Below are 14114 nucleotides of genomic sequence, written 5' to 3'. Positions count from 1 at the left end.
CTTGGTTCCATAGAAGGAGCTGAAGGTGACATTCGGCCCCACGCCTACACCGCGTAGGGCCAGCCGATGAGGGAGTAGGCGCTGTACCAGGAACCGAGGGCGACGATCCCGGCCGTGCCGGTGACGAGGGTGGCGGTGTGCCGCTTGGCGAGCCCGATGGCGACCGGCATCAGCAGGACGAACGCGGCAGGGAGGAGGAACCGGGGCTTGCTGAACTCGATACCGGAGACGGCGATGACCAGCAGCACGGACCCGGCGCCGTAGAGCACAACGGGCCAGGCCATGCGGTTCAGCGCGGTCAGTACCGCGAGCACGATCGCACCGAGGACGATCAGGACGCCGCCGAGGTCCATGACAGGCGGGTCCCCGGTCATGGTGTTCGTGACCCACTCGAGCGTGCTCGCCCCGTAGTCGACGCGCGAGCCCCAGCCCTCCTGCACATCGAACCAGGTGGCGAAGCTGTTGGTCTTGCCTGCCGTGTACATCCAGTAGGCGAGCAGGCCGAGCGGCGCGATCAGCACGCCGACGATCGCGTGCGCGATCTTGTGGCGTCGCCATATCGACACCAGCGCGGCGAGCACGATCACCCCGATCAGCACCGTCGCCGTGGAGCGGGTAAGTCCCGCCCCCATGCAACACAGCCCTGCCGGGATCCAGTTGCGCCGCAGCGCGAACACCAGCGCCCACACCGCGAGCGCGCTGAACAGCGCCTCCGTGTAGGCCATGGACAGGGTGACGGCCATGGGCGCTCCGGCCCACAGCGCGACCAGTACCAGGCCGGTGCGGTCGTCGTGCCCGCTCAGGCGGGTCAGGCGCAGCACGCCGCAGGCCGCGACCGCCCCCAGGACGACATTCAGCCCGAGAGCGGCCGGTACCGCACCGACCCCGGGCAGCGCCGTGACTGCCGCGATGAGCATCGGGTAGAGCGGGAAGAACGCGTACGCCGTGTACCCCTCGGCGAACTCCCCGCGCGCGTCGACGAACCCGTCGGCTTCGGTGATGTCGCCGTATCCTCGTTCGGCAAGCGCGAGGTACCAACCGCCGTCCCAGGAGGTGAGCGCGCTGAGCACCCCCGTGTCGTTCGTCGCGGCCAGCGCGGTGAGCAGCGCGAGCCCGGCAACGCGCACGAGGAGGTAGACGGCGGTGGCGTGGGTGTACGCGCTGGCGAGTACGGCGCGCGAGCGGTCGCGGGTCGTGGAGTTCATACCCTCGCGGCTGGGTCCGGTTCGTGCCTCTCGGCGGTCGAGGACAACCTACCGTGAGCGTGGTCGTGACCCGCCGCGCGCCTGGTCCGGCGGCCGGACGCGGTCGCCCGGCGCAGGCGGAAGCGCTGCGCGGGACCGGAGCCGCTGCACGGCTGTCTAGCGCTCGGACCCGTCGGTGACGTTCTGTTGGGACTTCTTGGGCCGCTCGCGGGTGTCCTGGGTCAGCAGGTGCGGTACGCAGAGCAACGCGGAGACCGCTGCGACAGCGAGCCCCGAGCTGACCAGAGCGATGCCCGCCAGCTGCCCGGCACCGAACGTGCCGTACGGGCCGGGCTCGCTGATGTACACGACAAGCAGTCCGACGACCATCCCCGCGATCGCCGCGATACCGAGTGCTGCCTGAAACGGATTCATCCTGCCGGCGCCCCCTGCGTCCGGATATGTGGCCATGGCCGACACCTCTCCTCCACTGTGTTCGTCGAGGTGATCTTGTTTTCGTTACGGCTTTCCGCGCGCCGTGTCCGTTTCGTGACCTGCCGCGCCGGAGCGTGTTAGCCCGGACACGACGGGTGCGACCCTCCGAGAGCCCGAGGCGATGTGCCCGCGGGACCCGGCAGGTCCGCGCTGCGGTATGCCCGCGCCTAGCTGGAACGACGCCGTATCACCTGTTCGCTCGTCCACATGGATACCGAGGAGCACCGACAGTGTGCGGGTTCGCCGGAGCGGCACATATCCATACTCGCTTGTAGCCTCCATACCGGGACGTACCGACCTCTCCTGTGTCACTTCTCACCAGGGGAAGCATTGGGTATGTCGCGCTGGGGCTACGTAACGTTACCGAGGATTACTCACACGATCGGGTTAGTGTCGGGGCTACCCCGTGTGGTGTTCAGGACTCGCCGGAGGCCGCCCTGGCCAGCGCGGCCTCGTCCTCGGAGCCGAACTGGTCCTCCAGGTACTCCGGGGAGTAGTCGACGTCGATCTCGGACACCGGCCTGCCGCGGGCCGAGGAGATCGCGCCGAGCCGCCTGCCCGCGCGGTCGGTGGCGTAGTTGACCAGTTCTTCGGGATCGATGTGCACGGCATCGGGGTTCATCTGGTCGAGCGCCCACTGGATCTGTGTCAGCGCGTGCGGGGTCAGCTCGGCCATGGTGTCCTCGACGAGCTTCCAGTTGCTGTCGTCGGCTGCGACGAGGCGGCGGCAGGTGAACGTCCCCCACGCCATGTGGCGGCGCTCGTCGTCGCCGATGCGTTTGATCAGCTGCCGCATGCCCGGCAGCACATCCAGCTTGGTGCACACCGTGTTCCAGGAGAAGTAGCCGGTCAGCGCCAACGTCCCCTCGATCAGATGGTTGTAGACCACCGAGGCGCGAACCTGGTTACGGGGGCTGGGGTCGTCCCGCAACGTGCGCAGCGACTCGGGAAGCACCTCGTAGAACAGCGTCCGGTAGCCGGGGTTGTCGGCGACGTAGGAATGCAGGTCCTCGGTCAGCCCGACGGCGTCCATCCACAGCCGGAACACCTGCAGGTGCTTGGCCTCCTCGAAACAGAACTGGGCCAGGTACATCTCGTCGGCCAGCCGCCCCTCCGCGGCCATCGCGGCCATGAACGGCTGGATGTCCTCCGTTACGGCTTCCTCCCCGGCGGCGAACTGCGCGCACAGCATCGCGGCCGCGAACCGCTGCTCCTCGGAAAGGCCCTGCCAATCCGCGGCGTCGGCGCTGAAGTCCAGCTCCATCGGGTCCCAGAACTTCTTGTTGCCCTTGACGAACAGGCGGAGCGGGAACGAGTCCCAGTTCAGTCCTCCCTGGCGTAGCGAACCGAAGCCGGTGCGATGCATCGCGTCCGTCATGTCGAGGCCTCCTTGCCCGCGGCACCGCCGGGAGCGGCAGTGGAGTTGACACTATTTGAATATTTGTCAAATTATTGGATTAGTCAGCGGTCACGTCAATAGCTGTGCGCGTGAACGGGCTGCACTTCGCCCCTCCCCGGCTGCTGAATCGTGCCGGAGGGCCTGCGTCGCGGGGCGTGGTGGCTTAGTGTCGGGTTCATGAGTGGGCAGCTGCCCGAGATCACCGAAGTCCCGGACGTCGTCGGTTTCGACGCCCGCGAAGCCTGCGCGATCGTTCGCTCGGCCGGACTGGTGCCCTACGGGCCGGACTACACCGCTGAGCCGGAGAGCGGGGTCGTCATGGCACAGGCCCCGATCGCCAACGCAGGCGCGGAGTGCGGTGCCGCGGTGTTCCTCTGGGCCGCTCGCGGCGGGCACGCCCACGAGCCGGGGCCGCCCGAGAAGGATCCCGGCAAGACACTCGAACCCGCGTAACCCGGCGCTGCTGACCCGGCCCTGCTGACCCGGCGCTGCCGCGCGGGCTCACTCCGCGGGCAGGCGGGAGCGGACGATCTTGCCCGCGGCGTTGCGCGGCAGCTCGTCGACGAACACGAAGGCGCGCGGCACCTTGAAGCGTGCGAGGTTCCCCTTGACGTGCTCGGACAGCTCGCCGGGATCGGGGCGTGGCTCGCGCGCGACGACATAGGCCACCAGCCGCTGCCCGAACTCCTCGTCGTCCACCCCGACCACCGTGGCGTCGGTGATCGCGGGATGCCGGGTCAGTACGTCCTCCACCTCCTGCGGGTAGACGTTCTCCCCGCCGGAGACGATCATGTCGTCCGCCCGGCCCTCTACATGCAACCTGCCCTCCGCGTCGAAGTGTCCGATGTCGCCGGTACTCATCAATCCCCCGGTGGTGTCCTTGCTCCCTCCTCCGGTGTACCCGGTGAACACCAGCGGGCCTCCCACGTAGATGGTGCCCGACTTCCCGCGCGGCAGCGGGTTTCGTGCCTGGTCCAGTACCCGTACCGGCGTGCCCGCACACGGCCTGCCCACGGTTCCCGGCGCGGCGCGCAGGTCGCCGGGCGTCGCGATGCTCGCGATCCCGACCTCACTCGATCCGTAGCCGTTGAACAGCACGTCACCGAACTCGTCGAGCACCCGCTGCGCCAGCGCGGGCGGCAGCGGTGCCGCGCCGGACAGCACCGTGCGCAGGCTGCTCCGGTCGTAACGCGCCAGGACGTCCGGTCCGAGCGCGAGTACACGCCGCAGCATGACCGGCACGGCCGCGACACACGCGACGCGGTGCGTGTCGATGTCGGCAAGCATTGTCTCCGGGTCGAACCGGCGCCGGAGCACGACCGGGGAGCGCAGGAACGTCGCCAGTGCCCAGATCGCCAGCCCGAAGCCGTGGAACAGCGGGGGTGCGACCACTACCGGGTCTCCCGATTTCAGCCCGCTGTGACGCAGCAACGTCGCGACGGGCCCGAGTGCGGCCAGCGGGCCGGGGCGCCGTGGCGCGCCTTTCGGGGGGCCGGTCGTTCCGGACGTCAGCAGGGTGATGTTGCCGCCGCGAACCCGCGATCCGGGTTCGTGGCGCGAGTGGCGCGCGACCAGTCCATCCACAGTGTCCGGATCACCGGGAGATGAGCCACGCCGGGCGGATTCCGGGTGGTCCGGGAGGCTGTCCCGCCAGGCCACGACGACCGGAACGTCCTGCCCGGCGAGGTGCGGGAGGAACTCCTCGTCGGCTACCACGAGCGTGGGCCGCATGCGCTCGATGACCTGCGCCAGTTGCGGGCCGGAGAACTCGGTGTTGAGGTAGACCAGATCCGCCCCGAGCCTGCCGGCCGCGATGCTCGCGAGTACGAACCCCCGGTGGTTGCGACACATCACCGCGACGCTCGTGACCCGGTCCGCGCCGTGCCGCGCGGCGATACCTCCGGCCAGCCGGGCGCCGGCGTCGTCGAGCCCGGCGTATGTCAGCGACCCGAGGTCGTCCACGAGAGCCGTGGAGCGCGGCCGGTGGATCGCGGCCACCGCGACCAGTGTGGCAGGCGATGCCCCCGCCTCCCACCAGGCGCGAGCCAGCCGGGGCAGGTGCCATGGCCGGGCCTCGGTTGCCAGGCCGGATCCCGCGAGGGCGATCGCGGCCTGCCCGAGTGCGGACGCGCTCTCTCGTACCGCGTTCATTGCCGCGCCTCCTCGGCTCGCGTCGCGGACCTGCCGGCAGGGACGGCGCCTCGGTTCCGGCCTGCCGCGAACAACCGGCCCGCGACGACCTCCCACGGCCACCGGGCCGCGGTGAACCCGACCTCGGCGAGGCCGGCCCACCACGGGCTGACCCTGCGCGGCCGGTCCACGACAGCCCGGCACACCAGTTCCGCGGCTTCGTCGGGTGTCAGGCCGGGCACGTTGTCGAAGATGGCCGTCGGCGCGCTCATCCTGGTCCTGATCAGAGCCATGTACACCGACGTAGCGGTGATCCCGTCGCAGGCCGCCTCGGTGGCGGCGCTCCGGAAGAAGACGTCGAACGCGGACTTGGACGCCTGGTAGGCCGACCAGCGCGGACCCGGCGGGATGAGGGCCCCGATGGTGGAGATGTTGACCAGATGCCCGTGGCCGCGGGCGCGCATCCCGGGAAGCAGCGCCAGCACCAGCCGGACAGGGCCCAGGTAGTTCACGCCGATCGTGCGCTCGTAGTCGTGAAAGCGATCGTAGGAGTCCTCGATGGACCGGCGGATCGACTTTCCGGCATTGCTGACCAGTACGTCCACCGCGCCGTGCCGCTCCTCGATCTTGCTCGCGAGGTCCTTCACCGCTTCGGGGTCGGACAGGTCGCACGGGTAGCTGTGCGCGGTTCCACCGGCAGCGGTGACCGACTCGGCGGTTCCGGCGAGCGCCTCCGCGGTGCGCGCGACGAGCAGCACCGTCGCGCCCGCCGCGCCGAGGCGCCGCGCGGTCGCCGCGCCGAGCCCGTAGGAGGCGCCGGTGACCAGCACGGTCCTGCCGGACACCGCCGCGCGCAACCTGCTGTCCCTGACCGGCGAGTACGGGTTGACCAGCCGGGTCGCCGCACGCGAGCGTGCGAGCCGGACCATGACCGGGTGGTCGAGCACGTTCTCGAGAGTGCCCATCGACTCCTCCTTCGGCCTCGCCGCGTGCGGGCCGGCTCACCGAGCGGGCGCGCGGTGCCGAACCCACCGCGTCGCAACCGGCCACCACTGGGATATCAGTGATATCTGGATAATGTCAATGTTAGTATTGCCGGCATGCCCCGCCTGACCCGCGCCGAGAGTCAGAACCGCAACCGGCAGGTGCTGCTGGATGCGGCACGCGAGCGGTTCCTGGCGGAGGGCTACCTCGCCACCTCCATCGCGAAGGTCGCCGATGACGCCGGCTTCTCCACCGGGGTCGTCTACTCGAACTTCGGCAGCAAGGCCGAGCTCGCGTTGCACGTGCTGCGCGACATCCAGCGTGAGCGGGTGGCTGAGCTGGACAGCATCTTCCGGGGCTCACCGGGGGTCGAGGGCAAGCTCGACGCGTTCCGGCAGTGGGCGGAGCAGGCGATGGCGTCGGGATGGCCCCGGCTGGAGCTCGAGTTCGCCCTGGACGTCCGCACGGAGGATGCGCTCGTGGCCGCCGAGGCCGATCGCCAGCGCTCGGCCGTGGATCACATCGCCGCGGCGATCGAGGACCAGCTCCCGGCGGGGGAGCCGGGCGGGCTCGTGCCGGTGCGCGCGCTCGCGGACTCGGCGGTCAACCTCGCTATCGGCCTTGCGGTCCGCCGGTTGATCGACCCGAACGTCTCCGTCGAGCACCTTCTCCAGTTGCTGCGCTCGCTGCTGACCTTGATCCCCCGGTGAGCGGCACGGTGGTGCCCGTCTCCCTGTGAGGTCGCGGCGGGTGAGGCCGTGCCCGCATCCTCCCAGTTGTGCATATCGGGTGTTACCGCACGATTAGACCAAATGGCGCCTTGTTAAGTGGGTGTGAAGTCTATTGGGTGAGGCAGGCGACGCATATACACCGGAGAACCCGGGAGGTCAACGATGAGAGCCAGATGGATAACCGCGGGAGTGGGGACCCTCCTCGTCGCGGTGTTGGGTGCTGCCCCCTCGGCCGCGCACGACGGCGGGTTTCACGAGGTGCAGCCGCCGCCGATGGAGATGCAGCAGCAGGAGTTCGAGGCTGTCGCCGCAGCCGACGCGGAGGAGGACAGCAACGCCCCGCGCGGGTTCGCACCCTGCATCCAGGGCATGGCCGCCGACACCTATCCCTGTGACGGCGTGGACATGCTCAGCCATCTGACGCTGGACGATCTCGGGTTCAGTTTCGCCAACGACATGTGGGGCTGGACCGACCCGGCGACGAAGAAGGACTACGCCCTTCTCGGTGGCACCGAAGGCACGGCCTTCGTCGACATCAGCGACCCCAAGCGGCCCCGGCACGTCGGCACCCTGCCCGCGCACGTTCTGGACGAGAACCGGCCGTTCTGGCGGGACATCAAGGTGCACGACGATCACGCCTTCATCGTCTCCGAGCAGATCCCGCACGGCATGCAGGTCTTCGACCTCACCCGCCTGCGCGGCGCCACGGGTGAGCCGGTGACCTTCGACGAGGACGCGCACTACGACGGGATCGACCGCGCGCACAACGTCGCCGTCAACGAGGACACCGGGTTCGCCTACGTGGTCGGCTCGGACACCTGCGAGGGCGGTCTGCACATGGTCGACATCACGGCCCCGACCAGCCCGAGCTTCGCCGGGTGCTTCGCCGAGCACGGCTACATCCACGACACCCAGTGCGTGATCTACGAAGGACCGGACGCGAGGTACCGGGGTAACGAGATCTGCTTCAACTCCAATGCGAACCGTGTCGGCGACGGCATCGAGAACCGTCTGTCCATCGTGGATGTCACGGACAAGGACAACCCGGTGGCCCTGGCCCGCGAGGACTACGCCGAGGACGGCTACAGCCACCAGGGATCGTTGACACCCGACCAGCGGTACTTCCTGCACGGCGACGAGCTGGACGAGGTCGAGCACGGGGTGAACACCCGTACCCGGGTCTGGGACGTCAGCGACCTGACCGCGCCCGGGGTGAACGGAACGTTCGACAACGAGACGACATCGATCGACCACAACATCTACACCGAGGGCTCGTTCGCGTACGCCTCCAACTACACCTCGGGCCTGCGCGTGTACGACACCAGCGAGGTCGCCTCCGGTGAGCTGTCCGAGGTCGCGTTCTTCGACGTGTACCCGGAGAACGACAACGCCACCTTCGAGGGCGGCACGTGGAGCAACTACTCCCACTTCCGCCAGAAGGGAATCGTCGCGGTGAACACGATGGACAGGGGACTGTTCGTCCTGCAGCCGCGAGTGAGCAGGAGCGGGAACTGACCCGCTGAACACACCGGCAGCGGGGCGGTCCGGGCGGGCGAGCCCGGGCTGCCCCGCCCGCATTCGTACCCCCTTTCGTTTTCGGTCGTTTCCGCACGTTCGAGCTGCTAGGATCCCCAGCCATGACACGCGCCCGCCGCCGCGAGTTCCTGGGGCTGATGGCCGCGACGGCGGCCCTCGCCGGCATCCCCACCGGCGCGTCAGCCGGGACAGCACACCGGACCCCGCGGGCCGCGCGGGCCGCCGCCGAGCTGACCACCCTGGCACGCACCCTTGTCCCCGGCACGGTGCTGCGCGAGGGGCGGATCGGCGACTACCGCGAGGTCGCCGTCGGGGACGGTGAGCCGTACGTGGTGCGCGACGATCTCGCCGAGCCGCGACCGGGCAGGCACGGCAGACGGGACAGCCTGCTGTCGTTCGTGCACCTGACCGACCAGCACGTGCTCGACGCCCAGTCGACCACGAGGGTGGAGTTCCTGGATCGCTACGCCGGCGGTGAGTGCGGGAGCCTGGCCATCTTCTCGTCGGCCCACCGCCCGCAGGAGGCCGCGAGCGCGCGGATCGCCGACGCGATGCTGCGCAGGATCCGGGCGATCGAAGCCTCCCCGGTGACGGGCGCGCCGGTGCAGGCGGCGATCTGCACCGGCGACAACACCGACAACCAGCAGGGCAACGAGCTGGAGACCTTCCTCGACCTGATGGACGGGACCGTGCTGACCGGCCGGAAGGTCTCCCCGCAGTCCGGGGCGGGTGACGCCTACGAGGGCGTGCAACGCTCCGGGGACCGGGCCTACTGGCACCCGGATCCGGACGTGACCTCGGATCCCGACCAGTACAAGGTGCTGTTCGGCTACCCGGACGCGCCCGGCTGGCTGGAGGAGGCCCTGCTGCCCTTCGACGCGGCAGGCGTGGGCGTCCCCTGGTTCAGCTGCTACGGCAACCACGACGGGCTCGCGCAGGGCAACTCCCCGGTGCTGCCGCCGTATCGCGTGCTGGCCGAGGGGGAGCTGAAAGTGGTCGGGACCCCGCTGCACGCGACCTGCCACAGCCTCACCGACCCCGCGGCCGCGCTCGGGCAGCTCAGCGTGCCGGGAGCGCCCGCGCTGACGGTCGCAGCCGACTCCGAGCGGCAGTACGCGAGCAGGCGGGACTGGATGCGGGCGCACCTGGACTCGCCGGGCGAGCCGCGCGGGCACGGGTTCACGCCGGAGAACATCGAACGCAACGTCTCCTACTACGCGCACGACGTCGGTCAGGTGCGGTGGGTCGTGCTCGACACGGTCAACCCGGGTGGCGTGGCCTCCGGATCGGTCGGCAGGCGGCAGCTGGACTGGCTGGAGGCGCGGCTGGCCGAGGCCGACGAGGAGCGGATCCCGGTCCTGCTGTTCAGCCACCACGGGCCACGCTCGCTGGACAACCCGGTGCAGACGCCGGACCCGTTCGCCGGGGTCGACGGCAACGACCTCCCGCGACACAACGCCGACGACGTGCTCGCCGCCGTGTCCGCGCACCCCAGCGTCATCGCGTGGGTCAACGGCCACACGCACAACAACGTCATCACCCCGCGCGAAGGCCCGTTCTGGGATATCGGCACTGCCGCGCACATCGACTGGCCCGCGCAGGCCCGGCTGGTCGAGGTCGTCGACAACGCCGATGGCACCCTGTCGGTTTTCACGACGATGGTGGATCACGCCGACGACGATGTGGCCTCGTTCGCGCGTGAGCTCACCGCCAACGACCCGCAGAAGGGCTTCGGCGTCGGCACGGGTACCGAGCGCGATCGCAACACCGAGCTGCTGCTTCCGCACCCGTTCCGGGCGTGACGGGCACGCCTCCCACGCGAGGAGCGGTGCCGCTCCTGGGAACGAACGCGCGGCGATGTGGTTAGGCGGCGCCTTCGTGGGTAGCCCTGTGATGGGTAGGCAACCTGCCTGCCACCAAGGACTACCGACATGGAGGTACACGAATGACTGCTGCCGCCGCTGAGGGAGCGAAAACCGCGGACAAGAACTACAACCTGCTGGCTGTCGTGCAGGCGTCGCTGCACTACGCCTGGCAGATGGAGACCTACGCCAGCGACGCCGAGCGCGACGGTGACGCCGAGCTGGCGAAGTGGTTCCGCAAGATCCAGCACAACAACGAGAAGGCTGCCGAACAGGGCAAGAAGCTCATGGCCAGCCGCCTGTTGAACGAATCGAGCTGATCCGGGGGTTCTCGGCGTGCGTGGAGTGCACCCGACACACGTCGTCGTCGTCGGTGGCGGCCATGCGGGCATGACCGCGGCGCGGGCGCTGCGCGAGCAGCTCTCCGTGGACAGGGCGACGATCACGGTCATCGAGCCGCGGTCCTACATGACCTACCAGCCGTTCCTGGCGGAGGCGGCCGCTGGCTCGGTCGAGCCCCGGCACGTCGTCGTGCCCCTGCGCGAGATCCTGCCGGACTGCGACGTGCTCGCGGGCGAGGTCACCGGGGTGAGCTCGGCCGCGAGCACGGTCACGGTTCGGGTCGCGGACGGCAACGTGCGGCAGGTCGGCTACGACGTGCTCGTGCTCGCCCCGGGATCGGTGTCCAAGACCCTGCCGGTCCCGGGGCTGGCCGAGCACGCCATCGGGTTCAAGAACCTCGGCGAGGCGATCTACCTGCGTAACCACGTGCTCTCCCGGCTCGACGCGGCGGCGAGCACCCTCGACGAAGATCTCCGCAGGCGCCTGCTGACCTTCCTGTTCGTGGGCGGCGGCTACGCCGGCGTGGAGGCGATGGCCGAGCTGGAGGACATGACCCGGGCCGCCACGAGCTACTACGACACCGTGGCTGCAGAGGACATGCGCTGGATCCTCGTGGAGGCCGCCGACCGCATCATGCCGGAGGTCAGCGCGAACCTCGGCCGGTACATCCTGAACGTGCTGCGCGAACGCGGCTTCGAGGCCTACCTGAACACCACGCTGTCGTCGGTTCACGACGGGCACGTCGAGCTGTCCGACGGGACGGAGTTCGACACCGACACGGTGGTGTGGACGGCGGGCGTCACGCCGCATCCCGTGCTGCGCAACACCGACCTCCCGCTGGACGATCGGGGCAGGGTGCGGTGCACGCCCACGCTCCGGGTCGAGGGGCTGCGGTCGGTGTTCGCCGCGGGCGACGCCGCGCGGGTTCCGGACCTGACGAGCAAGGGCAGCGACGCCGTCTGCGGGCCGTCCGCGCAGCATGCGACCCGGCAGGCCAAGCGCATCGCCACGAACGTGCTGGCGCTGCTGCACGGTGGCAAGCCGCGCAAGTACCGGCACGCATACGCGGGATCGGTGGCCAGTCTCGGTCTCTACCAGGGAGTCGCCGAGATCTACCGGATCCGGCTCAGGGGCAAGCCCGCCTGGCTCGCGCACCGCGGGTACCACCTGGCGGCCATGCCGACGTGGCACCGCAAGGCACGGATCGCGGCCGACTGGTTGCTGTCGTTGCCGTTTCGCAGGCAGGTCGTCGCGCTCGGCGAGCTGCATCACCCGCGCCGCGAGTTCGCCATGGCGACCGAGGCGCAGGGTACCCGGACGGCCGGGGACGACGAGGCGGTCCGGAACGGGCGGGATTAGGAGGTTTGCGGCTGTTCGTCGTGGGTAGCCCGGTACCAGCATTCCACCGGCAACGGATGTGGGTGGTGACGATGGCGGAAGGTTCCAGGCATCAATGGCACACCGGCAGGCAGATCGTCATGGCGTTCATGTGCCTGGTCTACCTGGCCCTGCTCATCGGGGGGTTGTTCGCCTCGGACGGGACGCTGGGTGGGTGGAACCCCGATGCGTCGTTCTGGATCTTCACCGCCAGCGCGGGGCTGAACTTCCTGTACGCCGGGGTCATCGTGTTCGGCGTGGCGTCGCTGGTGCGTCCCGTCGGCGCTCAGCTGTTCGGGTGGGTGCTGTTCATACTGTTCACCGGCCTGACCGCCTACGGGGCGGCGTCGGTGATCACAGGGAACGAGGGCGACATGCTCAACATCGGAGCGGCCAACGTGGTGGTGTACGCGCTCACCGCGGTGTTCGGCTTCCTGGAGGGCGCAGGCGGGAGGCGGGGCCTACGTCGTGTACGGGCCTCCTACACTCCCATGGAGGATCTGTGAGTGCCGTGCACCGGCGCTCCTGCCCGCGATGTGACCACGACACGAGACGGAACTTGGTGAGTCGTGACAGTGAGTGAACAGCGTCGGCACGTGGAGATCGACTCGCGGGACGATATCGAGCTCAGGCTCGGAGCCGACGTCGTGCACCTGCCGATCGTACGCTCGGTAGCGGCGAACATCGCGATGCGCGCCGACTTCGACCTGGACGCGATCTCCGACCTCGAGCTCGCCGTCGACGAGGCGTGCGCGACGTTGATCGCGCTGGCCGCGGCCGAGTCGATCCTGGGGTGCCGCTTCACCATCGGCTCCGACGAGATCGCCATGACCGCCTCGGTGTGCAGTGATCACACCGAGGCTCCGAGCACGTCCTCGTTCGGCTGGCAGGTGCTGAACACACTGACCGACTCCGCCGTGACGTGGAGCGAGCCCGATGGCGTCGGGAGCGGCCAGCATCTCGTGAGCATCGAACTGTCCAAGCGGAGGCCGGTGGTGGCGGGGTGACTGAGCCCGCCGCCACCCCGCACCGGCAGCATTCGCACGAGTACGAGCACCTGCTGCCGCTGTTCGACGAGCTGGCGGGGCTGGACGCGGACGACCCGCGCCGAGCGGACCTTCGCGAGCAGCTGGTTACCGGTTTCCTGCCGGTCGCGGAGAACATCGCGCGGCGCTTCTCCGGCCGGGGCGCGGCGAAGGAGGACCTCGTCCAGGTCGCCACGCTGGGGTTGATCAACGCGATCGACCGGTTCGACCCCGGCAAGGGCACCGACTTCCTGTCCTACGCCGTTCCGACGGTGATGGGGGAGGTGCGCAGGCACTTCCGTGACTCGAGCTGGACGATGCGCGTGCCGCGCAGGCTGAAGGAGCTGCACCAGGACGTCAGCGCGGCGAGCAGCACGCTCGCCCAGCGGCTCGGCAGGGCGCCGACCCCTGCCGAGATCGCCGAGTACCTCGGGGTCAGCCGCGACGACGTCTACCAGGGACTCCAGGTGGGGCACGCCTACCACCCGGCCTCGCTGGAGGAGAGCGTCACCGGCGACGACGAGGGGATGCGGCTGGCCGAGACCGTGGGCGAGGAGGACGCGGGCATCGAGGGGGTCGAGTACCACGAGTCGTTGCAGCCGCTGCTGCGCGTGCTCCCGCAGCGGGAACGCCGGATCCTCGCGCTGCGCTTCTTCGAGAACCTCACCCAGACGCAGATCGCGGAGCGCGTCGGCCTGTCGCAGATGCACGTCTCCCGGCTGCTGAGCCGCTCGCTCGCCCGCCTCCGCGAGGGCATCACCGAAGACGAGGGGTGAGCCGAAGGACCCCCTCGGTACACATGTGGTATCCGAGGAGTCCTTCGGCTCACCCCGAGCGGCTGTCAGTCGGGTGGTTCGATGTAGCCGTCCTCGTCGCTGGTGACGTCGTCGACCACGTGCTGCTCCTCGTCAGGGTGCTCGGGTAGGTGCTCGTCGTCGGGGACGAACTCGAGATCCGGCCCCATCTCTCCTCGCGGCTGGCTACTCATCGCTACCTCCTCGAGGGTCGACGCCGGACGGTCGTGATACGGGAGTACCCGCGCGCAGCCG

15 protein-coding genes are annotated in these 14114 nt (G+C 69.5%); 9 read left to right on the top strand and 6 right to left on the bottom strand.

The window, feature by feature from the left end; all coding sequences use genetic code 11:
• Positions 1–44: 44 nt before the first annotated feature.
• The 3 genes from H0B56_RS19740 to H0B56_RS19730 all read right to left on the bottom strand — a co-directional run bounded on the left by H0B56_RS19740 (position 45) and on the right by H0B56_RS19730 (position 3057).
• Positions 45–1205 (bottom strand): hypothetical protein, encoded by a 1161-nt coding sequence (locus H0B56_RS19740; protein ID WP_180894591.1) that lies wholly within the window; start codon positions 1203–1205, stop codon positions 45–47.
• Between the two features lie 156 nt (positions 1206–1361).
• Positions 1362–1655, bottom strand: coding sequence for a hypothetical protein (locus H0B56_RS19735; protein WP_180894590.1), 294 nt, complete (start codon positions 1653–1655; stop codon positions 1362–1364).
• A gap of 439 nt (positions 1656–2094) precedes the next feature.
• The gene (locus H0B56_RS19730; protein WP_180894589.1) at positions 2095–3057 is read right to left on the bottom strand and encodes a R2-like ligand-binding oxidase; all 963 of its coding nucleotides are present in this window, start codon (positions 3055–3057) and stop codon (positions 2095–2097) included.
• A 198-nt stretch (positions 3058–3255) separates the two neighbouring features.
• Between H0B56_RS19730 and H0B56_RS19725 the strand changes: the two genes are divergently transcribed.
• Positions 3256–3531 carry a PASTA domain-containing protein gene (locus H0B56_RS19725; RefSeq protein ID WP_180894588.1) on the top strand — a complete coding sequence of 92 codons (276 nt, stop codon included), beginning with the start codon at positions 3256–3258 and terminating at the stop codon, positions 3529–3531.
• A gap of 48 nt (positions 3532–3579) precedes the next feature.
• Here H0B56_RS19725 and H0B56_RS19720 read toward each other — a convergent pair whose 3' ends face one another.
• Positions 3580–5229, bottom strand: a complete 1650-nt coding sequence (locus H0B56_RS19720) for an AMP-binding protein (protein WP_180894587.1) — start codon at positions 5227–5229, stop codon at positions 3580–3582.
• On the bottom strand, positions 5226–6173 hold the full coding sequence (locus tag H0B56_RS19715; protein ID WP_246361347.1) for an SDR family NAD(P)-dependent oxidoreductase: 948 nt from the start codon (positions 6171–6173) through the stop codon (positions 5226–5228). The genes H0B56_RS19720 and H0B56_RS19715 overlap by 4 nt, the downstream gene beginning before the upstream one ends.
• A 135-nt stretch (positions 6174–6308) precedes the next feature.
• Between H0B56_RS19715 and H0B56_RS19710 the strand changes: the two genes are divergently transcribed.
• The 8 genes from H0B56_RS19710 to H0B56_RS19675 all read left to right on the top strand — a co-directional run bounded on the left by H0B56_RS19710 (position 6309) and on the right by H0B56_RS19675 (position 13841).
• On the top strand, positions 6309–6902 hold the full coding sequence (locus H0B56_RS19710; RefSeq protein WP_180894586.1) for a TetR/AcrR family transcriptional regulator: 594 nt from the start codon (positions 6309–6311) through the stop codon (positions 6900–6902).
• Positions 6903–7085: 183 nt separating this feature from the next.
• Positions 7086–8438 (top strand): choice-of-anchor B family protein, encoded by a 1353-nt coding sequence (locus tag H0B56_RS19705; RefSeq protein WP_180894585.1) that lies wholly within the window; start codon positions 7086–7088, stop codon positions 8436–8438.
• A gap of 122 nt (positions 8439–8560) precedes the next feature.
• Complete coding sequence (locus H0B56_RS19700; protein WP_180894584.1) at positions 8561–10261, top strand: TIGR03767 family metallophosphoesterase; 1701 nt, start codon at positions 8561–8563, stop codon at positions 10259–10261.
• 143 nt (positions 10262–10404) lie between these two features.
• The gene (locus H0B56_RS19695; RefSeq protein ID WP_180894583.1) at positions 10405–10641 is read left to right on the top strand and encodes a hypothetical protein; all 237 of its coding nucleotides are present in this window, start codon (positions 10405–10407) and stop codon (positions 10639–10641) included.
• Positions 10642–10657: 16 nt separating this feature from the next.
• Positions 10658–12022: an NAD(P)/FAD-dependent oxidoreductase gene (locus tag H0B56_RS19690; RefSeq protein ID WP_425484552.1), complete on the top strand. Its 1365-nt coding sequence runs from the start codon at positions 10658–10660 to the stop codon at positions 12020–12022.
• 71 nt (positions 12023–12093) lie between these two features.
• The gene (locus H0B56_RS19685; protein ID WP_343063976.1) at positions 12094–12546 is read left to right on the top strand and encodes a DUF4383 domain-containing protein; all 453 of its coding nucleotides are present in this window, start codon (positions 12094–12096) and stop codon (positions 12544–12546) included.
• A gap of 69 nt (positions 12547–12615) precedes the next feature.
• A complete protein-coding gene (locus H0B56_RS19680; RefSeq protein WP_180894581.1) occupies positions 12616–13047 on the top strand; it encodes an ATP-binding protein in 432 nt (143 codons plus the stop codon).
• Positions 13044–13841: a SigB/SigF/SigG family RNA polymerase sigma factor gene (locus tag H0B56_RS19675; protein ID WP_180894580.1), complete on the top strand. Its 798-nt coding sequence runs from the start codon at positions 13044–13046 to the stop codon at positions 13839–13841. Before H0B56_RS19680 ends, H0B56_RS19675 begins: the two co-directional genes overlap by 4 nt.
• Before the next feature lie 65 nt (positions 13842–13906).
• Here the strand turns inward: H0B56_RS19675 and H0B56_RS19670 are convergent, their stop codons facing one another.
• Positions 13907–14053, bottom strand: a complete 147-nt coding sequence (locus H0B56_RS19670; RefSeq protein WP_180894579.1) for a hypothetical protein — start codon at positions 14051–14053, stop codon at positions 13907–13909.
• Positions 14054–14114: the final 61 nt, after the last annotated feature.

This window comes from Haloechinothrix aidingensis, assembly GCF_013450155.1.
GTDB classification, from domain to species: Bacteria; Actinomycetota; Actinomycetes; order Mycobacteriales; family Pseudonocardiaceae; genus Haloechinothrix; species Haloechinothrix aidingensis.
This window is presented reverse-complemented; position numbering and strand designations above follow the sequence as displayed.

What these genes read in the sequence shown, in the direction of transcription:
- H0B56_RS19740 (WP_180894591.1), bottom strand. Translation starts at nt 1,205, where the DNA reads ATGAACTCCACGACCCGCGACCGCTCGCGCGCCGTACTCGCCAGCGCG.
- H0B56_RS19735 (WP_180894590.1), bottom strand. Translation starts at nt 1,655, where the DNA reads ATGGCCACATATCCGGACGCAGGGGGCGCCGGCAGGATGAATCCGTTT.
- H0B56_RS19730 (WP_180894589.1), bottom strand. Translation starts at nt 3,057, where the DNA reads ATGACGGACGCGATGCATCGCACCGGCTTCGGTTCGCTACGCCAGGGA.
- H0B56_RS19725 (WP_180894588.1), top strand. Translation starts at nt 3,256, where the DNA reads ATGAGTGGGCAGCTGCCCGAGATCACCGAAGTCCCGGACGTCGTCGGT.
- H0B56_RS19720 (WP_180894587.1), bottom strand. Translation starts at nt 5,229, where the DNA reads ATGAACGCGGTACGAGAGAGCGCGTCCGCACTCGGGCAGGCCGCGATC.
- H0B56_RS19715 (WP_246361347.1), bottom strand. Translation starts at nt 6,173, where the DNA reads ATGGGCACTCTCGAGAACGTGCTCGACCACCCGGTCATGGTCCGGCTC.
- H0B56_RS19710 (WP_180894586.1), top strand. Translation starts at nt 6,309, where the DNA reads ATGCCCCGCCTGACCCGCGCCGAGAGTCAGAACCGCAACCGGCAGGTG.
- H0B56_RS19705 (WP_180894585.1), top strand. Translation starts at nt 7,086, where the DNA reads ATGAGAGCCAGATGGATAACCGCGGGAGTGGGGACCCTCCTCGTCGCG.
- H0B56_RS19700 (WP_180894584.1), top strand. Translation starts at nt 8,561, where the DNA reads ATGACACGCGCCCGCCGCCGCGAGTTCCTGGGGCTGATGGCCGCGACG.
- H0B56_RS19695 (WP_180894583.1), top strand. Translation starts at nt 10,405, where the DNA reads ATGACTGCTGCCGCCGCTGAGGGAGCGAAAACCGCGGACAAGAACTAC.
- H0B56_RS19685 (WP_343063976.1), top strand. Translation starts at nt 12,094, where the DNA reads ATGGCGGAAGGTTCCAGGCATCAATGGCACACCGGCAGGCAGATCGTC.
- H0B56_RS19670 (WP_180894579.1), bottom strand. Translation starts at nt 14,053, where the DNA reads ATGAGTAGCCAGCCGCGAGGAGAGATGGGGCCGGATCTCGAGTTCGTC.